At 69.4% G+C, this 24296-nt stretch carries 23 protein-coding genes; 9 read left to right on the top strand and 14 right to left on the bottom strand.

The features are described 5' to 3' along the window. The 5 genes from VKQ35_RS08030 to VKQ35_RS08010 form a co-directional block, all read left to right on the top strand. Nucleotides 1–590 (top strand): enoyl-CoA hydratase-related protein (locus VKQ35_RS08030; protein WP_324360329.1); only part of this gene is annotated, 590 nt, incomplete at its 5' end. 137 nt (nucleotides 591–727) lie between these two features. Continuing rightward, nucleotides 728–997, top strand: a complete 270-nt coding sequence (gene rpsT, locus VKQ35_RS08025; protein WP_324360327.1) for a 30S ribosomal protein S20 — start codon at nucleotides 728–730, stop codon at nucleotides 995–997. A gap of 405 nt (nucleotides 998–1402) precedes the next feature. Beyond that, nucleotides 1403–2848: a chromosomal replication initiator protein DnaA gene (gene dnaA / locus VKQ35_RS08020; RefSeq protein ID WP_324360325.1), complete on the top strand. Its 1446-nt coding sequence runs from the start codon at nucleotides 1403–1405 to the stop codon at nucleotides 2846–2848. A gap of 63 nt (nucleotides 2849–2911) precedes the next feature. After that, a complete protein-coding gene (locus VKQ35_RS08015; protein WP_324360323.1) occupies nucleotides 2912–3286 on the top strand; it encodes a DUF6481 family protein in 375 nt (124 codons plus the stop codon). A gap of 124 nt (nucleotides 3287–3410) precedes the next feature. After that, nucleotides 3411–4229, top strand: coding sequence for an SDR family oxidoreductase (locus VKQ35_RS08010; protein WP_324360321.1), 819 nt, complete (start codon nucleotides 3411–3413; stop codon nucleotides 4227–4229). Nucleotides 4230–4295: 66 nt separating this feature from the next. Here VKQ35_RS08010 and pnp read toward each other — a convergent pair whose 3' ends face one another. From pnp to VKQ35_RS07970, 8 genes are all read right to left on the bottom strand, one after another. Further along, nucleotides 4296–6434: a polyribonucleotide nucleotidyltransferase gene (gene pnp, locus VKQ35_RS08005; RefSeq protein ID WP_324360319.1), complete on the bottom strand. Its 2139-nt coding sequence runs from the start codon at nucleotides 6432–6434 to the stop codon at nucleotides 4296–4298. A gap of 222 nt (nucleotides 6435–6656) precedes the next feature. Further along, complete coding sequence (rpsO, locus tag VKQ35_RS08000; protein WP_324360317.1) at nucleotides 6657–6926, bottom strand: 30S ribosomal protein S15; 270 nt, start codon at nucleotides 6924–6926, stop codon at nucleotides 6657–6659. A 3-nt stretch (nucleotides 6927–6929) separates the two neighbouring features. Beyond that, nucleotides 6930–7871 (bottom strand): tRNA pseudouridine(55) synthase TruB, encoded by a 942-nt coding sequence (gene truB, locus VKQ35_RS07995; RefSeq protein WP_324360314.1) that lies wholly within the window; start codon nucleotides 7869–7871, stop codon nucleotides 6930–6932. Continuing rightward, a complete protein-coding gene (gene rbfA, locus VKQ35_RS07990) occupies nucleotides 7871–8311 on the bottom strand; it encodes a 30S ribosome-binding factor RbfA (protein ID WP_324360312.1) in 441 nt (146 codons plus the stop codon). Before rbfA ends, truB begins: the two co-directional genes overlap by 1 nt. 63 nt (nucleotides 8312–8374) lie before the next feature. Beyond that, the gene (locus tag VKQ35_RS07985) at nucleotides 8375–8641 is read right to left on the bottom strand and encodes a hypothetical protein (protein WP_324360310.1); all 267 of its coding nucleotides are present in this window, start codon (nucleotides 8639–8641) and stop codon (nucleotides 8375–8377) included. 66 nt (nucleotides 8642–8707) lie between these two features. Next, entirely contained in the window at nucleotides 8708–10324 is a 1617-nt protein-coding gene (locus VKQ35_RS07980; RefSeq protein ID WP_324360308.1) for a DUF1501 domain-containing protein, read from the bottom strand. Between the two features lie 10 nt (nucleotides 10325–10334). Next, a complete protein-coding gene (locus VKQ35_RS07975; protein ID WP_324360306.1) occupies nucleotides 10335–12230 on the bottom strand; it encodes a DUF1800 domain-containing protein in 1896 nt (631 codons plus the stop codon). Between the two features lie 121 nt (nucleotides 12231–12351). Continuing rightward, a complete protein-coding gene (locus VKQ35_RS07970; protein ID WP_324360304.1) occupies nucleotides 12352–14061 on the bottom strand; it encodes a tetratricopeptide repeat protein in 1710 nt (569 codons plus the stop codon). Between the two features lie 219 nt (nucleotides 14062–14280). On the opposite strand from VKQ35_RS07970, the gene VKQ35_RS07965 reads away from it, so the two are divergent. The 4 genes from VKQ35_RS07965 to VKQ35_RS07950 all read left to right on the top strand — a co-directional run bounded on the left by VKQ35_RS07965 (nucleotide 14281) and on the right by VKQ35_RS07950 (nucleotide 16669). Then, nucleotides 14281–14640 (top strand): cupredoxin family copper-binding protein, encoded by a 360-nt coding sequence (locus VKQ35_RS07965; protein WP_324360303.1) that lies wholly within the window; start codon nucleotides 14281–14283, stop codon nucleotides 14638–14640. A 26-nt stretch (nucleotides 14641–14666) separates the two neighbouring features. Beyond that, nucleotides 14667–15317, top strand: coding sequence for a sigma-70 family RNA polymerase sigma factor (locus VKQ35_RS07960; RefSeq protein WP_324360301.1), 651 nt, complete (start codon nucleotides 14667–14669; stop codon nucleotides 15315–15317). After that, nucleotides 15314–16090, top strand: coding sequence for an anti-sigma factor family protein (locus tag VKQ35_RS07955; protein WP_324360299.1), 777 nt, complete (start codon nucleotides 15314–15316; stop codon nucleotides 16088–16090). The genes VKQ35_RS07960 and VKQ35_RS07955 overlap by 4 nt, the downstream gene beginning before the upstream one ends. Before the next feature lie 84 nt (nucleotides 16091–16174). Then, a complete protein-coding gene (locus VKQ35_RS07950) occupies nucleotides 16175–16669 on the top strand; it encodes a PepSY domain-containing protein (protein WP_324360297.1) in 495 nt (164 codons plus the stop codon). On the opposite strand, the gene VKQ35_RS07945 is transcribed toward VKQ35_RS07950, so the two are convergent. The 6 genes from VKQ35_RS07945 to nusA all read right to left on the bottom strand — a co-directional run. Then, on the bottom strand, nucleotides 16666–17457 hold the full coding sequence (locus VKQ35_RS07945) for a dienelactone hydrolase family protein (RefSeq protein WP_324360294.1): 792 nt from the start codon (nucleotides 17455–17457) through the stop codon (nucleotides 16666–16668). The genes VKQ35_RS07950 and VKQ35_RS07945 overlap by 4 nt on opposite strands. A 37-nt stretch (nucleotides 17458–17494) precedes the next feature. Further along, on the bottom strand, nucleotides 17495–18007 hold the full coding sequence (locus VKQ35_RS07940; RefSeq protein ID WP_324360292.1) for a DUF2939 domain-containing protein: 513 nt from the start codon (nucleotides 18005–18007) through the stop codon (nucleotides 17495–17497). A 56-nt stretch (nucleotides 18008–18063) separates the two neighbouring features. After that, the gene (locus tag VKQ35_RS07935; RefSeq protein ID WP_324360290.1) at nucleotides 18064–18549 is read right to left on the bottom strand and encodes a hypothetical protein; all 486 of its coding nucleotides are present in this window, start codon (nucleotides 18547–18549) and stop codon (nucleotides 18064–18066) included. A 284-nt stretch (nucleotides 18550–18833) separates the two neighbouring features. After that, entirely contained in the window at nucleotides 18834–21788 is a 2955-nt protein-coding gene (infB, locus tag VKQ35_RS07930) for a translation initiation factor IF-2 (RefSeq protein WP_324360288.1), read from the bottom strand. Nucleotides 21789–21938: 150 nt separating this feature from the next. After that, on the bottom strand, nucleotides 21939–22586 hold the full coding sequence (locus VKQ35_RS07925) for an RNA-binding protein (protein WP_324360287.1): 648 nt from the start codon (nucleotides 22584–22586) through the stop codon (nucleotides 21939–21941). Between the two features lie 27 nt (nucleotides 22587–22613). Continuing rightward, nucleotides 22614–24296 (bottom strand): transcription termination factor NusA (gene nusA, locus VKQ35_RS07920; RefSeq protein WP_324360285.1); only part of this gene is annotated, 1683 nt, incomplete at its 5' end.

Raw genomic sequence — 24296 nt, 5'->3', positions numbered from 1 at the left:
ATCTCGCCGACATCAAGGAGATGTCGGACAAGTCCTACGCCCAGATGTTCGCCGCCGACTTCTTCGGCCCGGCCGCCCGGAGGATCGAGGGCTTCCGCAAGCCGATCGTCGCGGCCGTGGCCGGCTATGCCCTGGGCGGCGGCTGCGAACTGGCCATGCTCTGCGACTTCATCATCGCCGCCGAGACCGCCAAGTTCGGCCAGCCGGAGATCAACCTGGGCGTCATGCCCGGCATCGGCGGCACCCAGCGCCTGCCCCGCGCGGTGGGCAAGGCCAAGGCCATGGACATGGTGCTCACCGCCCGGATGATGGACGCCGCCGAGGCCGAGCGCGCGGGCCTGGTCTCCCGCGTGGTCCCCGCCGACAAGCTGCTGGAGGAAGCCCTGGCCGCCGCCGGCAAGATCGCCGCCCAGTCGCCGCTGGCCGTCGCCATGAACAAGGAGCTGGTCAACGCCGCCTTCGAGACGACCCTGTCCACCGGCGTGGCCATGGAGCGGCGCCTGTTCCACTCGCTCTTCGCCTTCGAGGACCAGAAGGAAGGCATGGCCGCCTTCGTCGAGAAGCGGCCGGCGAAGTTCACGGGGAAGTAGGGGCGCGGCCGCGGGGTCGAAATGGCCGCACGGAATCCCCGCGACCTACGTTGACCCGCCCTCCATCCTCCCGTATATCCGCGCCTCCAATTTTCACCGCCCGGCCCGCCGGGCGCGTTCGCATGAGAAGCTCCTAAATGGCCAATACGCCCGGCTCCAAGAAGGCGGTCCGCAAGATCGCCCGCCGCACCGAAGTCAACACCGCCCGCCGCTCGCGCGTGCGCACCTTCCTGCGCAAGTTCGACGAGGCCCTGACCTCGGGCGACGCCGCCGCGGCCAAGGACGCCTTCGTCAAGGCCCAGTCGGAGCTGATGCGCGCCGTCACCAAGGGCGTGGTCCACAAGAACACCGGTTCGCGCAAGGTCTCGCGCCTGGCCGCCCAGCTCCGGAAGATGTCGGCGGCCTGACCCGGCCGGCGGGGACGAAACCCCGCCTTTCCCATCGGAATTCGACCTGCCAAACGGCGCCCCCGCGGGCGCCGTTTTCGCGTTTAGGGCCTGCGTCCCGGGTGCGACACATGCGGCGAATCTGCTCAGCGCACGGACCGCTGTTCTGCGTTTTCCTAGGGCGGAAAAGGGCTCCGTGCGAGTCAACGAAAATATCCGTCGACGCGCCGAAGAATCACCGTTGACCGGCCTCGGCCCCCCATTAGTGTCTGCCTCCTTACAGGCGTCTTCGATCTGATCCCGGATCAAAACGGGGCGCCGGCGGAGTGCATGCGCTCGCCGGATAAGAGCCTGTTTGTGTTGAGAAATAGGTGCGGTCGCTGCGTGGGGCTTCGACCGTGAGGCGGGCAGACGGGAAAAACAGAGATGATGAGCGGGGGGGTTGCGGGAGCTATGGCGAGCGCACCGGCCGGAGTCGTGTGGACAAAGACCTGCGTGGTCTTGAAGCGCGAACTGGGCGAGGCGACGTTCGGCTCCTGGCTGGGACAAGCGGCGCTGCGCGAGACCGGGGACGACGTGTGCCTGGTGGCCGCCACCGGGGTGGCGCGGGACTGGATCGCCCGCCATGCCTGGCGCCGTATCGGAGAGCTGTGGGCCCAGAACGATCCGCTGGGCCGCAGGCTCGACCTGAAATCGCGCATGGAGTTCGATTTCGACGCCCCGGCGAACGCCGCGGCGGCAGCTCCGGCGGCCCAGGCGGTCGAGGCTTCGACCGCGCCCGAAGTTTTCGAGGTCGAGGCTGAAGCTGCGCCCGCCGCGGCCCGCCACGGCCGCCTGCTGGGCCTGCAGGACCGTTTCGCCTTCGACAGCTTCGTCGCGGGCCCTTCCAACGAATTCGCCTTCGCCGTGGCGCGCCGCGTCGCGGCCTGGTCGGACGGCCACTTCAACCCGGTGGTCTTCCACGGGCCCTACGGCTTCGGCAAGACCCACCTGCTGAACGCGCTCGCCTGGGAGGCCATGCGCAATGAGCCGACCAAGCGGGTGGTCTATCTGACCGCCGAGCGGTTCACCTCGACCTTCGTCAAGGCGCTGCAGGACAGGCAGACCGCGGCGTTCAAGGACGAGCTGCGCAACGCCGACCTGCTGCTGATCGACGACGTGCATTTCGTGGCCGGCAAGACCTCCACCCAGGAGGAACTGTTCCACACCCTGATCGCGCTGGTCGAAGACGGCCGCCGCGTGGTGATGACCGCCGACCGTTCGCCGACCGAGATCTCGGAGATGGAGCCGCGGCTGCGGTCCCACCTGCAGGCGGGCCTGGTCTGCGGCATCGAGCCGGCCGACCGGGCGCTGCGCCTGGGCATCCTGGAGCGCAAGCTGCAGACGCTCGCCCAGCAGGGCCGCTTCCTGCCGTCCGCCAAGCCCGAGGTCATGCAGTTCCTGGCCGACCGCTTCACCGACAGCGTCAGCGAGCTGGAGGGCGCCCTGAACACCCTCGTCGCCCGCGTCGGCGGCGAAGTGGCGCGGCTGACCCTGGACGAGGCCCAGACGATCCTGCGCCCGCACCTGTCGTGCAACGAGCGCAAGGTGACGGTGGACCAGATCCAGAAGACGGTGGCCGAGCACTATGGGCTCAAACAGGCCGACCTGATCTCCGAGCGCCGCGCCCGCGCGGTCGCCCGGCCCCGCCAGGTGGCCATGTGGCTCGCCAAGCAGATCACCGTCCGCTCGCTCCCCGACATCGGCCGCCGGTTCGGCGGGCGCGACCACACCACGGTGCTGCACGCGGTCCGCCGCATCGAGGCGCTCAAGGGTGAAGACCCGCAGATCGCCCGCGACGTGGACGTGCTGCTGCGGAAGCTGCGGGGCTAAATCGCCGGAATGCTGTAGGGTAGGGCGTCGCGCCACCGCGGCGACCTTCCCGAAAAGCTGTCCATGTCCGCACGCGACCTCAAGGGCTCCGGCCTGACCGACCGCCTGTCCGCCGCCGCCGACGCCAAGGCGGCCCTGCTGGCCAAGCTGAAGCCCAAGCCGACCGTCACCGATCCGCTGTTCGAAGATCGGGCCGCCCTGCGGGAAGCCGAGCGGAAAGCTGAGCTCGCGGGCGTGCGGACGGCCCGCGCCGACGAAAAGGAGGCCGCGCGCCAGGCGGCCGCCGACGCGCTGGCCGCCGACGCCGCCACGATCCAGGCCGCCGAGGACGCCGCGCTGGCCGAGAAGCGCGGCGCGCGCAAGGAACGCAAACAGCTGACCAAGGCCGAGGCCCAGACGAAGCGCGACGCGCGCTATGCCGCGCGCAAGGCGCGGTAGGCGACAAGCTCATGTCGCGTCCAGAATTTCTCGTGTGACCTAGACCTCACACCGCCTTGCGGTGGCGCCGCGCGTCTCCACCTCAAGCCCAGGCGCCGCGCCGGCGCCGCCTGGAGATTTTCTGATGACCCAATCCAACACCACCCTCGGCGCAGCGCTGGTCACCGGCGCATCGTCGGGCATCGGCGCGGTCTACGCCGACCGCCTGGCCGCCCGCGGCCATGACCTGATCCTGGCGGCCCGCGACGAGGGGCGGCTGAACAACCTCGCCGCCAACCTGCGCGCCGAGCATGGCGTCGCCGTCGAGGTGATCCGCGCCGACCTGACGCAGGCCGCCGACGTGGCCGCCCTGGAAGCCAAGATCGCCGCCGATCCCACGATCGCGCTGGTGGTCAACAACGCCGGCGCCGCGATCATGGGCGGGTTCCTCGACAACACCCCGGAGAAGATCGACGACCTCATCCGCCTCAACGTCACCGCCGTCGCCCGTCTGACCCATGCGGCGGCCAAGGCCTTCGCGCCGCGCGGCCGCGGGACCATCGTCAATATCTCGTCGGTGGTTGGGATCGCCCACGAGTACGGCGCGTCGGTCTATGGCGCGACCAAGGCCTTCGTCACCTATCTGACCCAGGCGGTGGCCCATGAGACGGCGGGCACGGGCGTCAAGCTGCAGGCTGTGCTGCCGGGCGCCACGCGCACAGAGATCTGGGAACGGTCCGGCCGCGATCCGGCAGACCTCGATCCCGACCGCACCATGGATGTCGACGAACTGGTGGACGCGGCGCTCGCGGGCCTCGACGCCGGCGAGCTGATCACCATCCCGTCGCTGCCAGATCCGGCGGACTGGGCCGGCTATCAAGCGGCGCGGGCGGTGCTGCTGCCCAACCTGTCGAAGGCCCATCCGGCCGAGCGGTATGGGGTGCGGGAACCCGCGCTGGCCTGAGCCCCAACGAAAAGGGCGGCTGCATCGCTGCAGCCGCCCCGTTCATTTCAGCGGAAGGGCTGACGCTTAGGCGTCGGCGTCTTCGGGCTGCTTGGACGTCAGGTCTTCGCCGGTTTCCTGGTCGACGATCTTCATCGACAGGCGGGTCTTGCCGCGGTCGTCGAAGCCCAGGAGCTTCACCTTCACGGATTGGCCCTCGGTGAGCACGTCGCTGACCTTGTTCACGCGCTCGTTGGCGATCTGCGACACGTGGACCAGGCCGTCCTTGGCGCCGAAGAAGTTCACGAAGGCGCCGAAGTCGACGATCTTGACCACCTTGCCAGTGTAGATCTGGCCGACTTCCGGCTCCGACGCGATGGACTTGATCCATTCCTTGGCCGCGTCGATCTTCGACTGCTCGGCGGCCGCGATCTTGATCGTGCCGTCTTCGCCGATGTCGATCTTGGCGCCGGTTTCGGCGGTGATCTCGCGGATCACCTTGCCACCCGAGCCGATCACTTCGCGGATCTTGTCCACCGGGATCTTGATGGTCTCGATCTTCGGCGCGTATTCGCCCAGCTCGTGGCGCGGGGCTTCCATCGCCTTGTTCATCTCGCCCAGGATGTGATCACGGCCGCCCTTCGCCTGAGCGAGGGCCTGCTTCATGATCTCCTCGGTGATGCCGGCGATCTTGATGTCCATCTGCAGCGAGGTGATGCCGTCGGCGGTGCCGGCGACCTTGAAGTCCATGTCGCCCAGGTGGTCTTCGTCGCCCAGGATGTCGGAGAGGACCGCGAAGCCGTCCGATTCCAGGATCAGGCCCATGGCGATGCCGGAGACCGGCTTCTTGAGCGGCACGCCCGCATCCATCAGGGCCAGCGAGGAGCCGCAGACCGAGGCCATGGAGGAGCTGCCATTGGACTCGAAGATCTCGGAGACCAGGCGGATCGTGTAGGGGAACTCCTCGACGCTCGGCAGCATCGGGCGGATCGCCCGCCACGCCAGCTTGCCGTGGCCCACTTCGCGGCGGCCCGGCGCGCCCATGCGGCCCGTTTCCCCGACCGAGAAGGGCGGGAAATTGTAGTGCAGCATGAACTTCTCATAGTACTTGCCCTCGAGGGCGTCGATGAGCTGTTCGTCGTCGCCGGTGCCGAGCGTGGCCACGACCAGCGCTTGAGTTTCACCGCGGGTGAACAGCGCCGAGCCGTGGGCGCGCGACAGAACGCCGACTTCCGAGACGATCTGGCGGACCTGATCGACCTTGCGGCCGTCGATGCGGATGCCGGTGTCCAGGATGTTGCGGCGGACGACGTCGGCTTCCAGTTCCTTGAACACCGCGCCCAGCTTGTCGGGCGAGATGCCGGCCGGGTTCTCGTCGGACTTGCCGAACTTGTCGGTGGCCTTGGCCTTGGCCGCGGCGACCGCGTCCTGGCGTTCCAGCTTGGCGGGGATCTTGAAGGCCGAAGCCAGATCCTTGCCGATGGCCTTCTTCATCTCGGCCTTGATGGCGTCGGTGTCTTCCGGCTGGAAGTCGAAGGGGTCCTTGGCGGCGTGTTCGGCCAGTTCGATGATCGCGTCGATCACCGGCTGCATGCCGGCGTGGGCGAACATCACGCCCTTGAGCACTTCGTCTTCGGTCATTTCCTGGATTTCGGACTCGACCATCATGACCGCGTCCTGGGTGCCGGCGACCACCAGGTCCATCCGGCTGTCCTTCATCTCGTCGAGCGTCGGGTTGAGCACGTACTCGCCGCCCACGAAGCCGACGCGGGCGCCGCCGATCGGGCCCATGAAGGGCGCGCCGGAGATCACCAGGGCGGCCGAGGCGGCCACCAGGGCGACGATGTCGGGATCGTTCTCAAGGTCGTGGGCCAGCACGGTGCAGACGACCTGCACTTCGTTCTTGAAGCCCTTGACGAACAGCGGGCGGATCGGACGGTCAATGAGGCGGGACGTCAAAGTCTCTTTTTGCGACGGCGCGGCTTCGCGGCGCGGGAAGGAGCCGGGGATCTTGCCCGCGGCGTAGAACTTCTCCTGGTAGTTCACCGTCAGGGGGAAGAAGTCCTGACCCGGCTTCGCGCTCTTGGCGAAGACGGCGGTGGCGAGAACCATGGTGTCGCCGTAGGTGGCCAGGACCGAACCGTCGGCCTGGCGGGCCATGCGGCCGGTTTCGAGCGTGAGCGTCTTGCCGCCCCACTCGAGAGTCTTGCGTTTGATATCGAACATTTTTGCTTCTTTCTTTCCCGCGGGCGTATTCCCGTCGGGGGCGGATAAGGTTCGGTCCTTAGGTTCGGGCTTCCGAAATCCTCTCCAAATGAACAGGCGAAGAGGACTGCTATGGAGCCCTCGGCGTGTGCGGCGGTCCCTTTACTTAAGGTGGGACCGCCAGGCGCCGCATTGAGGTCCCCCGGCCTGTCGCGGGGGAGCGGCAAATAGGAAAAGCGAAACCTAGCGGCGCAGGCCGAGGGTCTCGATCAGCTTCTGATAGCGGTCCGCGTCGGACTTCTTCAGGTGGTCGAGGAGCGACCGGCGGGCCGAGACCAGCTTCAGCAGGCCCCGGCGCGAGTGGTTGTCCTTCTTGTGCGTCTTGAAGTGCTCGGTGAGGTTCGCAATCCGTTCGGACATGATCGCCACCTGGACTTCAGCGCTGCCCGTATCCGCGTCGCCGCGGGCATGGGTCTTGATCACTTCAGCCTTGCGTTCGGCCGTAATCGACATCGGTCAATCTCCGCTCTCCAAAAGGAAAACACGCGAGGGTTCGAGCCGTCCCGCACGCATTTCGCAGAGCGCCACCACCTTTCCGCCCGCCATGGCTGAAACCGTGCGCGAGCCGGGTTTGAGCCTGGCTTTCACAGCTTCGACCTGTCGGGGAACGAGAACGATAGCGCGTCCCTGCTTCAGCCGGAAAGCGTCTTCGGCGGTCACGGCCAGCTCCGGGATGTCGTCCAGGGCGGTCTCGACCGGAAGCAATAGCTCCGACTGGCGGGCCTCATAGCCCAAATCCTCAAGCAATTCCAGCGTTACCGCCGATTGCTCCGTAAACCGCCCCACGCGGGTGCGGCGAAGGTCGCTGACATGGCCGCAGGCGCCGAGCATGGCGGCCAGATCGCGGGCGATGGCGCGGACGTAGGTGCCCTTGCCGCACTCGATCTCCAGCGTCACGTGATCGGGACCGTTCGCCTCCGCCACCCGGGCCGAATGGACGGTGACGGTCCGCGCCGCCAGCTCCACCGTCTCGCCCGCGCGGGCCAGGTCGTAGGCGCGCTCGCCATCCACCTTGATGGCGGAATAGGCTGGCGGGACCTGACTGATCTCGCCGACAAAGGCCGGCAAGGCGGCCTCGACTTCAGCCACCGTCGGGCGAACATCGGACTGGGCGATGGTCTCGCCCTCGCGGTCATAGGTCGCGGTGGTGACGCCCCAGCAAATCGTGAAGCGGTAGGTCTTGTCGGCGTCGACGAGGTAAGGGACCGTCTTGGTCGCTTCGCCCAGCGCGATGGGCAGGATGCCGGTCGCCAGCGGGTCCAGCGTGCCGGCGTGTCCCGCCTTCTGGGCGTTGAAGGCGCGGCGCACCCGGCTGACCGCGTGTGTCGAGGTCAGGTCATAGGGCTTGTCCAGGCAGATCCAGCCGGAGACCGCGTCGCCCTTGCGCTTGCGGCCCACTAGTCCTCATCCTTCCAGCCGTCGGACGGTTCGGAGGGCTTCAGGTCCTGCGCGACCTTGGGGTCGGCGAAGATGGCGCTGATCCGGGCGGCCTCGTCGAAGGTGTCGTCGTGCAGGAATTTCAGCGCCGGCGTGAACTTCATGTCGATGGCGTGGCCCAGCCGCCCGCGCAGGAACTTGTGGTGCCGGTTCAGCGCCTTGACCACCACAGCCGCCGCCTCGCCGCCGCCCAGCGGTTCGACGAAGACGGTGGCGTGGCGCAGGTCCGGGCTCATGCGGACCTCGGTGAGCGTGATGGAGACGCCGGCGATGTCGGGGTCGGTGATCTCCTGCTCGCGCAGGATTTCCACCAGCGCGTGGCGAATCAGTTCGCCCGCGCGCAGCTGGCGTTGGGACGGGCCGCGCGGGGCCTGTCGGCCAGTGGTGATGGGACGTTTCATGGCAAGCTCGCTCAAACCTGGGGTGCGGATCGGACGCAACCGACGCAGGGGAAGGGCGGGCTTCTAGTCGGGCAGGGCGGGAGAGTCCAGCAGAGGGCTTGAGTCGAGCCCATCCAGGTCCGGCACGCTCACATACCGGCCCGCCAGCGTTCCATCCCTCAGGAACACCTCGATCTCGGTGGCCTGGCCGGCGTCGGCGTAGCGTTGGGCGAGCTGGCAGGCGGCATGCTCGGCCTCCGCCCCGCTCAGGAACATCATGCCCTGTTCCAGCGTGTCGCCCTGAACGCGCCAGCCCGCCTGGGCGGCGGTGATCGAGATAACGAGGCCCATACGCAACTCTCCCTTGGGGCGGGAGGCAATGGACCGGGCGCGTGGCGCCCTGATGACCGTAAGGTGTCAGGTCCGCATGAAGCCCATGTTTTGCACCGGGAACCCGGCGAGCCTTGGGAATATCCCCGGCATCTGGGCCGGCGTCACGCCCATCCAGGTCGCGAGCGTGGCGAGGTAGGTCTCCACCGAGGTCGTGGGAATATAGGCGTTTGAGGCGGCGTCGGGGTTGGTGAAGGCGGGCGTGGAGCCGCTGGCCGCCTTGTCGATCCCGACCGTGGGATAGGGCCCGTAGAGGTCGCCGCCCTTCACCGCCGCGCCCAGCACGAAGTGGTGCGAGCCCCAGGCGTGGTCGGTGCCCGTGCCGTTGGTGGCGAAGGTGCGGTTGAAATCCGAGGCGGTGAAGGCGGTGATCTTGTCGGCCATGCCGGCGGCGGCGATGGCGGCGTCGAAATAGCTCAGCGCATGATCGAGCTGGGCCATCAGCAGGCCCTGGCGCGGGTTTTCGCCGTCGTGGGTGTCGAAGCCGCCGAGCTGGACGAAGAACACCTGGCGCTGGACGCCAAGCTGCGCCTGGGCCGCGGCGGTCTCGACCACCGCCTGCAGCTGATCGGCCAGCGGATTGTCCACCACCTTGCCGCCGATCGGATCGGTAAAGGCGGGCGGGTTGGGGATCGCGGCCTCGGCCGCCGCGGCGCCGGTCAGCGCATTGTCGAACACCGCCGAGAGCGCGATCGAGCGGCCGACGGCGGCGGCATAGTCGGCGACCATGTCGCTGGACTGGCCGGGGCTGAGGTTCGTCTCGACCAGCGAGGCGCGCAGCTCGTCCAGGAAGTCGTTGGAGCTGTTGTAGCGGCCGGTCGTGGCGGTGAGCGTGATGGTCTGCGCCGTGGCCTTGTTGGCCGCGTAGTTGATGCGGAAGGACCGCGCCGTCTGGCCGTTCAGGAAGGCGGTGTTGCCCGCCGTGGTGATGGCTGAGAAGTCGGTCTCGCCGCCGCCGAGCGCCTGGAAGGTGTCGGCCATCAGGCCGCCCCAGCCGGTGGCCGAGCCGTCCACCTGGCCCGACTGCCAGGCCGACTGCTGGTCGGAGTGGGAGAACAGCCGCTGCGGGATCTGGGTCGTCGGCCCGGGCTTCTGGTAGTCGGCCTTGGTGAGCGGGGCCAGCAGGGTGCCGACATTGGCGACGGCCGCCAGCCGTCCGGCGGCGAACAGGCCCTGCACGCCGGTCAGGAACGGGTGGACCGCGAAGGTCCGGGTGGTCGGCTGGCTGGTCGTCGCGTTGGCCGGCGGCACGAGCTGCGCCGTGGCCGGGGTGATCGGCAGGACGCCGCCCCAGTGCTCGGGCATGTCGGTGGTGGCGATCGTCCGCTTGGTCACCGGGGAAACGCCGCCGATGGCCACGGGCGCGGTCCCCGCCGGCATCAGGTTGATCGGCTCGGAGCCCGACGACCGCGCTGTGGTGTACTGGGCGAAGCTGCCGGGATCGGTGGCCAGCAGCATGTTGTGGGCGTCGTTGCCGCCCTGCAGGAAGACGCAGACGAGCGCCCGGTAGCCGGACCCCGGACCGGCCGATTGCGCGGCGGCCTTGCCGACGGCGGCGAGGTTGAGGGCGAGCGGGGCGGCGGCCCCGAAGGCGGCCAGGCCCTGCAGGAGGGCCCGGCGGGAGGGCGTGATGCGGTGGGTCATGGCGCCGCTCCTACCGCTGCACGACGAATTCGGGCGAGGTGAGCGCGATGATCAGCGCGTTCTGCACCTTGTTCAGCCGCACCTGGGCGATCTGGGCCGCCGTGGGCGCCCTGGCGAGCGAGGCGGCGCCATTCAGCACCCGCAGCAGCCGCGCCGACATCGTCGTGCTCATCGTCCCGGCGAAATAGATGAGGTTGATGCGGTCGATCAGGGCCTGGTTGTTGTCGGGCGCTGTTGGCGAGGCGGGCGTGAGCGCCGCGAGCTCGTTGGCGTAGGCGGTGGTCACATCCTTGCCCGGCCAGCCCTGCAGCTGGATCACCTGGGCCATCAGGTTGGCGTAGCTGGCGACGGTGAGCGCATCGACCGCCTGAAATTCCGGCGCGACCAGACCCGCCTTGGCGACGGCCGAACCGGTCGGGACGTAGTCCGGATCGAAGAAGTTGAAGACCGTGGGCGCCTCCAGGGGCGCCTGGGCCAGTTCCCCCGGATCGCCGAAATCGGCGAACTGCTGGAAGTTGCCGTTCGGCGCAGTAGCGGTCGCCTTCGAGGTCGCCCCGGAGGCCCGCAGCCATTGAGTCATCCGCATCACCGGCTCGCGCAGCTTGCCCGAGGTGGAGGACGCCAGCGAGCCGGCCTGATCCAGCGCCTCCGGATCGGTCAGCACCGCCTTGACCGTCGCCATCAGGTCGCCGCGGGTCGCGGGATTTAAGGGGTCGCCGTTGAAGGCGGCGGCCACGCGGCCGACGTAGGCCGGGCTCGGGTTGCTGGTCACGAACCGCTGGATCAGCCGCCGGCCGATGAACGGCCCGACATTGGGATGGTTGGCGATCGTGGTGAGCGCGGTCGAGAGGCTGGCCGTCTGATAGGCGGTGAGCGCATTGGCGCCGGCCTGGGTGGTCGGCTGCGGCCCGGTGTAGGCCGCGATGGTCGTCCCGAGAAACGTCTTGGACAGCTGCGAGTGGTTGGCCGGGTAGGAGATCAGGGTCTGCACGTCCGGCGAGGCCGCCGTCGTGCCGTCCGCCGGCTGCTTGGCGAAGGTCGCCTGGCTGGGCCTCGCGTTATACCAGCCCCAGCCGGTGAACACCTTGGCGAGGCCCGCGATGTCGTCGTGGGTGTAGGTGGCGATGGCGGCGCCGGTCGCGTCGGTCTGCGGCTGGCCGTTGGCGTCCAGCTTGACCAGGCCGATCGACATCAGCTGCATCACCTCGCGCCCGTAGTTCTCGTCGGGGTGGCGCGTGGGGTCGTTGTCGGCCTGGGTGTTGCCCGTGGTGTTGAGGTACAGCCCCATGGCCGGGTGCAGGGTCACGGCCTTCAGGAGGTCGAGGTAGTTCCCCAGCGCATGCGCGCTCAGCATGTCGTACCAGGAGGCCGCGATGCGCGGCGTGATGGTCGACGAGACGAAGGAGACGACGAAGATCTCCGACAGCGCCAGCGTCATGCGGTGGCGCAGCTGGTCGTCGCCCGTGACGGCGCGGGCCCAGAAGCCCTCCTGGAACTGGACGTTCTTGACCCGCTGGTGATTGATCTTGGTGGTCGGGTTGGGACCGGCGGCGGCGACCGCGGCCTGATAGGCGGCGTCGAAGTCGGCCTGGCGCCGCTGCACCCAATCCAGATGGAAGGAGGGCGTGGTCGCCCAATACCCCTGGGCGCCCCCAGGGGTTGGCGCCGCCTTGGCCTGGTCGGCGAACCAGGTCGTGACGTCGCTGAGCGCGGCGATCGAGGCGTCGGTGGCGCCGAATGTGGCGCGGTTCAGGAAGGCGGCGGCGGATTGCGGGGTCGAGGCGGCGCCGGAGCCGGAGAGCGCCTTGCCGATCATCGGGGCCAGCGCGACGCCGGCCGCGACAGCGCCGACAGCCGCCACGCCGACCGCGACGTTCGTGGAGGTCGATTGCCCGCTGGTCGCCATACTGAACCACCCCTAGCCCATAACGACGTTGTGCAAGCTGCGCTGAACCGCAGATGAACATCATTGTTACGTTTGATCACCCCTGTTTCCGGGACGCGTCGTGCGGCCTGTCCGCGCGCCCTCAGGCCTGGGCGCGGTCGAGGATCAGGCGGGTGAAGGCGTCGCGGATCGGCGGCACGTGGCGGTGCTTGGCCGGCGCCGCGGCGGCCGGCTCGTCGAGGTGCAAGAGGATGGTGGCGTTGGCCTCGAAGAGCAGCAGGTCGCCGTCGGCGGTGAGCGCGCAATCCATGCCGCCGTAGTCGAGGTCGAGCCTGCGGGCGACTTCTTCCGCCGCCGCCACGGCCTTGGGCCCAAAGACGCTCCGCCAGTCGTCGAGGAAACGCTCCTCCTCGTCGAGCTTCCAGGGCGAGCGCGCCATCTCGGCCCGCCAGTAGTGCAGCAGCCAGTCCTCGCCGATCGCCAGGTGGAAGGGCCAGACCTTCCGGTCGACGAAGATCAGCCGGTACTTGCGCCAGGCGCCGTCGGCGGAGCGGAAGTCGTGGAAGGGCGTCAGCAACAGCTGGTCTTCCGGAGCCGTCGCCAGATAGGCGTCGCGGTCGGCGCCGCTGGTCAGGCGCGCCAGGTTCTCGCCGCCGTGGTCGCCGGGCGGGCGCACCAGCACGGGCGCTTCGATGGTCAGGGCCGCGAGTTCGGCGGGCGTGGTCGGCCGCGCCCGCGGCGTGATCAGGCCCGGCACGCCGGCGAACAGGGTCGCGGCGTGGTCGCGGCCGGTCCTGGCGATGCCGGCCGGCGGATTGATCACCGGCTTGCCCAGCGCCGCGCAGACCTGCGCCGCCTGGGCGAGCTGGCCCACGTCGCGGTGGATGTCGCCCAGCGTCGAGAACACCGAGCCCGCCTCGGCCAGGTCCGCGACCAGCAGGCCGCCCAGCGGCGCGTCCGGCTGATCCGGCGACAGCAGGCCCACGAACAGCGTCGAGAACCGGTCGGGATCGATGAGATAGCGGGTCGGCACATGCCCAGCGCCGACCGCGGCCAGCACCGCCACGGTCTCGGCGGGCGACCGCCTGGGCCCTGTGCGCTGCACGCCGGCCCACCGGGCGATGTCGTTGCGCAGCGCATTGGCTTCGGCCGGCCGGCGCAGGCCGTCGAGGATCCGCGCGAGCTGCTCGCGCGTCTCGGTGTCGGTGTGGCCGGCGGCGAGCTGCGCGCGGGCGACGGCCTCGGCCTGGGCCAGACGGCCGGTCCGGGTCGCCGCGCGGACCAGGTTGGTGAGCAGGGCGGGCCGCGCATCGCCCAGCGCCGGGTCGCCGCTGGCCAGCACCGCGATCAGGGTGTCGGCGGCCTCGTCGAAGCGGCCGACGTCGAACAGCACCATGCCGCGATTGCCCCGCGCCACCTGGTAGGCGGGGTTTAGGCTAAGCGCCTGGTCGAGCGCGGCCAGCGCCTCGTCGGCGCGCCCCAGCCGGTGCAGGGCCACGCCCAGCTCGTTGAACACCGGCGGCAGGTCGGAACGCTCTTGCGCCACCCGGCGCAGCACCTCGACGGCGGCCTCGTCGTCGCCCTGGCGCATCCGCAGCCGCCCCAGGCAAAGCTGGCTGGCGCTGTCGTTGGGACGCAAGGCCACGAGACGTTCGACGACCGCCTCGGCCTCCGCCAGGTCCGGCCCGTCGGTGAGGATCAGCGCCAGCATGCCGAGCGCCTCGGCGTGATCCGGCGCAAGATCGAGCACCGCGCGGTAGCCCGCCTGCGCCTGCGCGAGGCGGTTTTCCACATGGTGACCCACGGCCTCGCCCAACAGTTGGGCGGCGCGGTCCTGGGGAGAGCTCGTCATCAAAAAAGTGTCGCGTAAGCCGGGGCCGATGGCGATCCCGCGCCGGTTCTGCTGCGCCGCGATTTCGGTCACGAAACCGCGGCTGTTGGGAAGCGTAACAATTGGCCCCCGCGGCGCGCCTGCGGGAATAAATCCGCGCGGACCCCAGTCTGGCTTCTGACAACGCGTTTTTCGAGGAGCCTTCCGATGCACGATCAAGACACCAGACGAGACAATCCAATGAACAAGATCCTGCTGGCGGGCGCCTTCGCCCTCGCCCTCGCCCTCGGCGTGGCCGACATCCGCGACCTTGCGGCCACCGCCGCGCCGGCCGCTCAGGCCCCGGCCGGGCCGACCGTGAAGATCGACAACTTCGTCTTTGGGCCGGAAGCCCTGACCGTCAGCGTCGGGACCACCGTCACCTGGATCAACCAGGACGACATCCCGCACACGGTCGTGGCCAACGACAAGACCTTCAAGTCCAAGGTGCTGGACAGCGACGAGCGCTTCTCCTTCACCTTCACCAAGCCCGGTGAATACGGCTACTTCTGCTCGCTGCACCCGCATATGACGGGCAAGGTGATCGTGAAGGCTGGCTGAGGAAAGGCGCGCGCGGACCGGCGGCCATGACTGAGAACAAGACGTTCTTCCGCCCGCGCCTGGCGTTCAGCCGGGGCGCGGACACGGATCCGAAGGCCGCCGCCCGCGCGGCGGAGGCCGAGCGCGCGCGCCAGTTCCGCGAGACGATCCTGCCGCACCTGGACGGGGCCTATAACTTCGCCCGCTACCTCAGCCGCGACGCGACCGCCGCCGAGGATATCGTGCAGGAGGCGTTCCTGCGCGCTTTCGGCGCCTTCGGCGATTTCCGGGGCGGGGCGCCCAAGGCCTGGCTGTTCGCCATCGTGCGCAACTGCTTCCTGGACTGGGCCGCCGGGCGCGGCGGCCACGACCGGGTGCTGGTCGAAGAGGGCGCGCTCACCGAGGCGCAATCGGACGCGCTCGCCAACATCGCCGACCCCGACCAGGACGATCCCGAAACGGCCCTCCTGCGGCGCCGCGAGGCGCAGACGGTCCGCGCCGTGGTCGAGAGCCTGCCCGAACCGTTCCGCGAGACGCTCATCCTGCGCGAACTGGAAGAGCTCAGCTACAAGGAGATCGCCGCCTTGACCGCCGCCCCGATCGGCACGGTGATGTCGCGCCTGGCGCGAGCGCGCCTGATGCTCAGCGACATGCTGCTGCCGGCCGATGCGCAGAAGATGCGGGAGACCCAGCGATGAGCGCGTGTGCGGACAAGGCCATGCTGTTGCAGGGGCTGGTCGACGGCGAGCTCGACGCGGTCAACGCCGCGGCCTGCGAGGCCCATCTGAAGGTCTGCGACGCCTGCAACACCGAATATCTGCGCCTGCTGGCCCTGCGCCGCGAGCTCGCCGCGCCCGGCGTCGCCTATGCCGCCCCGGAGCGGTTGCGGGCCAATATCGAGGCGATGCTGGCGGCGGAAACGGCGGCCGAGACTCCGACTCGGCGACCAATCCGCCGGGGGGCCCCTTGGGCGGCGGGCGGCTTGGGCGGCCTCCTGGCAGCTACTCTCGCGGTGATGTTCGTGGTCCCGCAGGTCACCGAGGCCGGCGTCGAGCGCCAGCTGGTGGCGAACCACGTCCGATCCCTGATGGTCGGCCACCTGACCGACGTGGCGACCTCCAACCAGCACGTGGTCCGGCCCTGGTTCAACGGCAAGGTCGACATCGCCCCGCCGGTGCCGGAACTGGCGGCGGAAGGCTTCCCGCTGGTCGGCGGGCGGCTGGATTACGTCGATGGCCATGTTGCGCCGGCCATCGTCTACAAGCGGCGCCTGCACACCGTGAACCTCTTCGTCTGGCCGGCCGAAGGTCGGGTGCTGAACGAGGCCCGCAGCACGCGCCGCGACGGCTACAGCCTGACGGAATGGACCTCCGGCGGCCTGCGGTTCGCCGCGGTGTCGGACATCGAGCCCGCCGACCTGCAGCGATTCAAGGCCGCGTTCATCAATGGGTCATCGGCACCGTCACACTAGGGCGCAGGCTTCGCCTTGCCGCCGCGCCGGGATGCAGCTATCGCAATTGCGAATTAGTCGCAATCCTTGGCGCTGGAGACCCTCTTGGCGAAATCGAAGACCGCGCGGACCGGAGCCAGATCGGCGCGACCGCGCCCCGCCCAGGCGGTGATCCGCGACCTGCACGTCTATGTCAGCGTCTTCGTGGCGCCGAGCCTGTTGTTCTTCGCGCTGACCGGCGCCCTGCAGACCTTCCGCATCCCCGATCAGCCAAGCGCCCCGATGGTGATCCAGAAGCTCGCCCGGCTGCACAAGGACGACGTCTTTGCAGTCAAGCCGGCGCGGCCCAAGCGGCCGCAGGCCGCACACGCGGGCGGCGACCACGACAAGGCGCAGGCCGAGAGGCCCCCCGAAGCCAGGCCGGCGGAGAAGCCCTCGACCGAGGTGATGAAATGGTTCTTCGCGGCGGTCTCGGTCGGCGTCGCGACCACGACGCTCTTCGGTCTGTGGATGGCGCTCGCCTACAGCCGCCGCAAGCTGATCGTCTGGGCGCTGCTGATCGCCGGCGCCGCGGCGCCCGTGCTGATTCTGATGAGCTAGCCCGCCGTCCGTTCCTTGAAGAACTGGATCACCCGGTCCTCGGCGGCCTTGGAGGGGCCATCGGGCTTCAGGTGCAGGGTGAGCACCGAGTGCGGCGGGATCATCGCCGGGGCGGCGTCGGCGTCCTCCAACTCGATGGCCTCGAAGCGGTCGCCGAAAGTCTTACGGTAGGTTTCGAACCGCGCGTCCGGCACCAGGATGTCGCTCTTGTAGCGCAGGCCGATCATCGACAGGTCCTCGGCCTCGAACCGGGCCTTGGCGCAGGCGACCTCGGCGGGTGAGGCGTCGAAGCCGGCGGCCCGCTTCTTCGAGCCGGTGGCCGCCGGCATGGAGGGCTGCGACAGCACCGGCGCCACCACCGAAGGCTCGGTCATCATGGCCAGCGCGAAGCCGCCGGTGAAGCACATGCCGACCGCGCCGACGCCGCGTCCGCCGCATTCCGCGTGGGCCTTTCGCGCCAGCGCGCGCAGCCACGCGACGATCGGGCTGGAGGTCTTGGTCGACCAGACGTGGAACTCGCGGCGGATGCAGATCGCCTGCAGCATGGAGGCCGCCGCATAGCCCCGGCTGATCGGCCGCCCGGGCTCGCCGAACAGGCTCGGGCAATAGGCGGTCAGGCCGGCGTCGGCCACATGGTCGGCGAAGCGGACCACCAGCGGATGCAGGCCGGGCATCTCGTGGATGATGATGACCGCGGGGCCGGAGCCCTTCTTGTAGACCGGCCGCGTCCAGGGCCCGTCGGTGAACTCGAACTTCTCGTAGCCGGCCAACGCGTCTTCGTAACTCATCGTCACCCTCGCCACTCGGAGCGCGACCTTAGGCGATTCAGAGCTTCAGGCGCAGCATCGAACTGTCGCCCTCGAAACTGGTCAGCTTCCAGACCCCCTGCTCCTTGGTGAACACCAGCAGGCATGGGCCGTCCTTCTTCTTGGTCGCGCAGACGCGGCCGTCCGGCAGGGTCTTGAGCGCCTGGGAAATGGCGATCGGCCCCGGAATCTGGGTGTCGGGCTTGTAGCCGTAGTGCTCGGCGACCATCCGGAAGGTCTTTGGCCGCACCAGGGCCTGGTCGGCGAGGTCGATCACCGAGGGGCCCAGCAGGGCGGCGAGGTCGCGGGTCTTCTTGTTCTGGCCCACCGCGTCCGCCAGCCGCGACTGCAGCTCGGCCTTGAGGGCCTCGTGGTCGACGTGGGCGTCGAACGCAGTGGTGTCGTTGTCGCGGATCGAGATCAACAGGGCATGGACGTCGCTGGCCGCGCCGAGCTTCTGCGCCGTGGCGCAGGCCGCGAGCGTGAGGACGGCGACAGCGGTGAGGACGAGAGCGCGGGCAAGGCGGGGCATAGGCGGCTCCTGGGACGCCGCCTATGTAGGCGCAAACCGCGGCGACTTCACGGCCCCTAGAACTTACCGACCAAGGCTTTCGCCCAGAGCGCGATGGGCAGGCCGATGACGAACATGTGGCCGCCGAATTCCTCGACGAACTGGATCCCCTTGGGATTGTTGATCGCGTGCACCGCCGACAGCGGCACGATCACGAAGTGCATGACGATGTAGATGCACACCCCAAACAGCGGCCCGGTGATCCACGCGCGCTGCCGCAGCACCGGAAACCGGAGCGAGGCCAGGACGAAGATCGAGGCGGCGATCAGCAGGATCCCGTAGTGCGAGGCGATGCCGATCACGTCGACGATCGGCGGCATGGTTTTCACCGCCATCCCGAACCAGCCGCGGGCGATGGCGTGCGCCACCCCGCTGGCGGTGCCGCCGTAGATCAGCATGGCGGCGAAGAAGTCGAAGGTCGCGGCCATGAAGCCGCCGGCCAGGATCGCGGCGACGACGCTCCCCGGGCTCGGAGCCGGCGCGGTCTCAGGCGTCGATGTCATCGTGGTCCCCCCGGTTCGGCCGCGAACGAACCACGCTTTGAGGGGCGCCGAAAGATGGGGAAAATTGCGCTCGTCGCCCTACCTCCTCCGCGAAGCGGCGGGAGGGGGACCATCGGCCGGAGAGCCGATGGTGGAGGGGGCGAACCACAGGCGCGGCGGATGGACGAAGCTGCGTTGAGCGCAGGAGATGGGGCTCGCCCCCTCCACCACTCGCTCTTCGCTCCGCTCGGCGAGCGGTCCCCCTCCCGCCGTTGCCGCCGCAACGGGGGAGGTGAGCGCGGCGTCTACAGCGTGCGCCTGACCTCTTCGAGGCTGAAGCACTCGATGACGTCGCCGGTCTTGATGTCCTGGAAGCCGGCGAAGGCCATGCCGCACTCGGTCCCAGACTGGACCTCGTTGACCTCGTCCTTGAAGCGCTTGAGCGTCTGCAGGGTGCCAAGTTCGAGGACCACGATGTCGTCGCGGATGATCCGGACGCGGGCGCCCTTGCGGACCACGCCTTCGGTGACGACGCAGCCGGCGACGCGGCCGATCTTCGAGATATCGAAGGCCTGCAGCACCTTGGCGTTGCCGAGGAAGGTTTCGCGCTGGATCGGCGCCAGCATGCCCGAGAGCACGCCTTTGATGTCGTCCAACAGGTCGTAGATGATCGCGTAATAACGAATTTCCACGCCTTCGCGTTCGGCCAGGGCGCGGGCCTGCGCCGAGGCGCGGACGTTGAAGCCGATGATCGCGGCGTTGGCGCCCTTGGCCAGCATGACGTCGCTCTCGCTGATCGCGCCGGCGCCCGAGAGGATGATCCGCGCGCGGACCTCCTCAGTGCCGATCTTCTCGAGGCTGCCGATGATGGCCTCGACCGAACCCTGGACGTCGGCCTTGATGACCAGCGGCAGTTCCGAGGCCTTCTTGTCGGTGATCTTCGACATCATCTCGGCCAGCGAATTGCCCTGGGCCGGAGCCCCGGCCTTTTCGCGCTTCACGCGGACGCGGTAGGCGGTCAGCTCACGGGCGCGGGCCTCGTTCTCCACCACGGCGAAGGGATCGCCGGGCGCGGGCGTGCCGTCGAGGCCGAGGATCTCGACCGGAACCGACGGGCCGGCTTCGGCCACCTGTTCCTCGCGCTCGTTGAGGAGCGCGCGGACCTTGCCCCAGTGGTCGCCGGCCACAACGATGTCGCCGCGGCGCAGCGTGCCGCGCTTGACCAGCACGGTGGAGACGGCGCCCCGCCCGCGGTCCAGCTTGGCCTCGATGACCACGCCGTCGGCGACCCGGTCGGGATTGGCTTTCAGCTCAAGCACGTCAGCCTGCAGCAGGATGGCTTCCAGCAGGGTGTCGAGACCGGTCTTCTCCTTGGCGGAGACTTCGACCACCTGGGTGTCGCCACCCAGGCTTTCGACGACGATCTCGTGCTGCAGCAGCTCGTTGATCACCCGGGTCGGATCGGCGCCGGGCTTGTCCATCTTGTTGATCGCCACGATCAGCGGCGCGCCGGCCGAGCGGGCGTGATTGATGGCCTCGATGGTCTGGGGCATCACGCCGTCGTCGGCCGCCACCACCAGCACCACGATGTCGGTCACCGTCGCGCCGCGCATGCGCATGGCGGAGAAGGCGGCGTGGCCGGGCGTGTCGAGGAAGGTGACCCGCTGGCCGTCCGGCAGGTGAACCTGATAGGCGCCGATGTGCTGGGTGATCCCGCCATGCTCGCCCGACACCACGTCGGTGGCGCGCAACGCGTCCAGCAGCGAGGTCTTGCCGTGGTCGACGTGGCCCATGATGGTCACCACCGGCGGGCGGGTGACCTGATGGTCGTCCACGTCCTCGGCGCCGATGAAGCCTTCTTCCACGTCGGCTTCCGACACGCGGCGCACGGTGTGGCCGAATTCGGTGGCCACCAGCTCGGCGGTATCGTTGTCGATCACGTCGCCGCTCTTCAGCATCACGCCCTGACGCATCAGGAACTTGATGATCTCCGCGCCACGGATCGCCATCCGGTTGGCGAGTTCGGCCACCGTGATGATGTCGGGGATGACCACTTCGCGCGCGGCGCGGGCCTGCTCCTGGGTGCCGCCCTTGCGCTTTTCGCGTTCGCGTTCGCGCGCCCGGCGGACCGAGGCGAGGGAGCGCATCCGGTCGACCGCGCCCTCATCGTCACCGGCCACGGCCTGGATGGTCAGGCGGCCTTCGCGGCGTTGCGGAGCGCCCTTGGCGCGGCTGATCGCCTTGGAAGCGGGCAGCCCGCTCTTGCGGCCGCCGTCGTCGTCGTCGGGACGCCGGTCCATCGCCGCGCCGCCGGGCCTGGGGGCCTGGCGGGTGGCGCGTTGGATCTCGGGCTCGGCCGGCGGGGCGGCGGGGCCCAGGCGCGGCGCGCCACGCGGGCCGCCGGGTCCGCCCGGACGGGGCCCCGCCGGACGGGGCGCCAGCGCCGAATAGCGCACGGTATCGCCGCTCGGCGCCGGGCGCGGACCCCGGTCGTCGCTGCGCGGCGGACCACGGTCGTCGCGCATCGGGCGGCGGTCGTCGTCCTGGCGCGGCGCCCGCTGGCCGAAGTTGGTGCCTTCGAACCGGGCCGAAGGCGGCGCGGGACGATAGGTGGTGGTGCTGGCCCGGTCGTCGCGCCGGTCGGCGGAGGGCTGATAGGTGCGGGTCTGGTTGCCGCCGAGCGGGGGCGCAGCGGGACGCGGCGGGGGCGCAGCGGCCGGCGCCGCGGCGACCGGAGCCGGAGCGGCAGGAGCCGCGACGGGCGCGGGCGCCGGAACGGGCGCTTCAGCGGCCGGAGCCGGGGCGGCAGGCGCCTCGGCGGCGGGCGGCGGAGCGGGCGCGGCCGGAGCCGGCGCACGGGCGGCGGCGGCCGCCGCCTCGGTGCGGGCGCGGGCTTCGGCGGCGGCGCGTTCGGTCGCCTGACGCTCCTGGGCCAGCTCGATGGCGCGCTGGCGGGCGGCGCGTTCCTCGGCGGAGAGGCCGTCGTTCGGCGCGCCGGCGGGACGCGGGGCGGCCGGCGGCGGCGCGGGGCGCGGCTCGAACAGGCGCTTTTCGGCGGAGGAGGGCGCAGCCAGGTTGCCGCCGCCCGGAATATGGGTGCGCGCGCGCTTGGTCTCGACGACCACCGTCTTGGAACGGCCGTGACTGAAGCTCTGCTTCACCGTGCCCGCGCTGACCGAGCCGGCCCCGCGGGGCTTCAGGGTCAGGGGCGGACGCCCGCCGGGAGGCGGATTACGGCCATTGTTGTTCTCGTCGCTCATGCGCTCGCTTTACTCGTCAGCCGGCGGTCCGGCCAAAGGATCAGATTATCAAGCCCGGAACGCCCCCTCGCAGGGCCGCTCCCACTTTCTAAGGCGCCGCCTCCGCAATGCGGAAACAGCAACGACAGGACGTTTAAGTCCCGGTCGCCTCTAAGGCTCCTCGCGCCAACTCTCAGGAAGGAGCGGGCAAAAGCCCGACAACCGATAGGCGTCCTGCGCCCAACGATCGGCGGCTCGCCCCGCAAGGAAGGCGGTGTGTATCACATTCTCCGCGCCTAAGGCCAAACCCAATTCCTCGGCGTCAAACAGGCCGAAGATCGGGGTCGGCGGCGACCGTTTGCGGGTCTTGGCCGTAAGCTTGCGGCGGCCGTCCGCGGCGCCGTCGGACGCCTCGATCAGCCAGGCGGCCTTGCCCGCCTCGATGGCGGCCGCGACCTTTTCGAACCCCGACGTAAGATCGCCGGCGCGGCGCGCAAGGCCCAGCCCCGACAAAAGCCGCCGTTTCAGCAGGCTTTCCACCAGGTTGGCGAGGTCCGGCGGGGCTGCGACCTTAGCCTTGGCGGCGCGGGCGAACAGGCCCTTCTTCGCCGCCGTATCCACCGAAGCGCGGTCCGCCGCCACCCAAAGCCCGCGCCCTGGCAGCTTGCGCGCCAGGTCGGGAACGACAGCGCCGTCCGGGCCCGAGACGAAGCGGATCAGGCGCGCCTCATCCATCACCTCGCCGGTGACAATGTCGCGGCGCTCGCGGTTGGCTTCCGCAAGCGTGGCAGGTTCGGCCTTGTCAGAACGGGCCTGCACGGTCCGTCACCCTCGCGCGCTCGGCCCTCAGGCGTCGCGCGCTTCCCCTTCGAGTTCGGCTTCGGCGTAGGCCTCGGTGTCCTCGACCGCTTCCTCTTCCGGCTCGGGCTCCGGCGGCGCTTCGATCCAGCCCATCGCCACGCGGGCGCGCATGATCAGGGCTTCGGCGTCGGCAGGCTCCAGGCCGAAGGCTTCCAGGATGCCGGTCTCGCGGACCCGCTCGCCGTTCTTGGTCTCGAACCAGCCGCGCAGGTCGTCGGGCACCAGGTCGGCCAGGTCCTCGACGGTCTTCACCCCGCCTTCGCCCAGCGCCACCGCGATCGGCAGCGTCACACCCTCGATCTCCAGCAGGCCGTCCTCGACGCCGAGCTCATTGCGCTTGGCGTCATATTCGGCGGCGATCTTGTCGAGGTAGTCGGTGGCCCGCGCCTGGATCTCGGCGCCGGTGTCCTCGTCGAAGCCTTCGATGGAGGCGATTTCCGAGACGTCGACATAGGCGACGTCTTCCACGGTCGCGAAGCCTTCGGTGACCAAGAGCTGGGCGATCACCTCGTCGACGTCGAGCGCTTCCTGGAACAGCTGGGTGCGCTCGGCGAACTCGCGCTGACGGCGCTCGCTCTCCTGGCTTTCGGTCATGATGTCGATCTGCCAGCCGGTCAGTTGGCTGGCGAGGCGCACGTTCTGGCCGCGGCGGCCGATGGCCAGCGACAGCTGTTCGTCCGGCACCACCACTTCGACGCGCTCGTCCTCCTCGTCCATGACGACCTTGGAGACTTCGGCCGGCGCGAGCGCGTTGACGATGAAGGTCGCTTCGTCCGGGCTCCACTGGATGATGTCGATCTTCTCGCCCTGCAGCTCGGCCACCACCGCCTGCACGCGCGAGCCGCGCATGCCGACGCAGGCGCCGACCGGGTCGATGGAAGAGTCGTTGGAGACCACCGCCATCTTGGCGCGGCTGCCCGGATCGCGGGCCACGGCGCGGATCTCGATGACCCCGTCGTAGACCTCCGGCACTTCCTGGGCGAACAGCTTGGCCATGAAGCCGCCGTGTGCGCGGGAGAGCAGGATCTGCGGGCCCTTGGTCTCGCGGCGGACGTCGTAGATGTAGCAGCGGATGCGGTCGCCGATGTTGAAGTTCTCGCGCGGGATCGACTGGTCACGGCGGGCAATGCCCTCGCCGCGCCCGAGATCAACGACAATGTTGCCGTATTCGACGCGCTTGACGACGCCGTTGACGATCTCGCCGACGCGATCCTTGAACTCCTCGAACTGGCGCTCGCGCTCGGCCTCGCGGACCTTTCCGGTCACCACCTGGCGGGCCATCTGGGTCTGCACCCGGCCGAACTCGAACGGCGGCAAGGTCTCTTCGTAGACCTTGCCGACCACGGCGTCCTTGTCGGTGCGCTTGGCGTCGGAGAGACGCAGGATGCCGACCGGCTCTTCCGCCGGCACCTCTTCGCCGTCCTCGCCCACCACGGTCCCGTAGTTGGCGTCGTCGGCGACCACGGTGATCACCCGCCGAATCGCGACCTCGCCGGTCTTCTGGTCGATGTTGACCCGGATGTCGTGCTCGGCGCCGTAGCGGGCGCGGGCGCCCTTCTGGATCGCCTCTTCGATCGCCTCGATGACGATCTCGCGGTCGATGGACTTTTCGCGCGCGACCGCGTCGGCGATCTGCAGCAGCTCAAGCCGGTTGGCGGAAATGCCGGT

Source organism: Phenylobacterium sp., assembly GCF_035309685.1.
In the GTDB taxonomy this organism is placed as follows: Bacteria; Pseudomonadota; Alphaproteobacteria; order Caulobacterales; family Caulobacteraceae; genus Phenylobacterium.
Note: the sequence above shows the minus strand (reverse complement) of the source record. Positions and strands in the feature narration are given on the sequence as shown.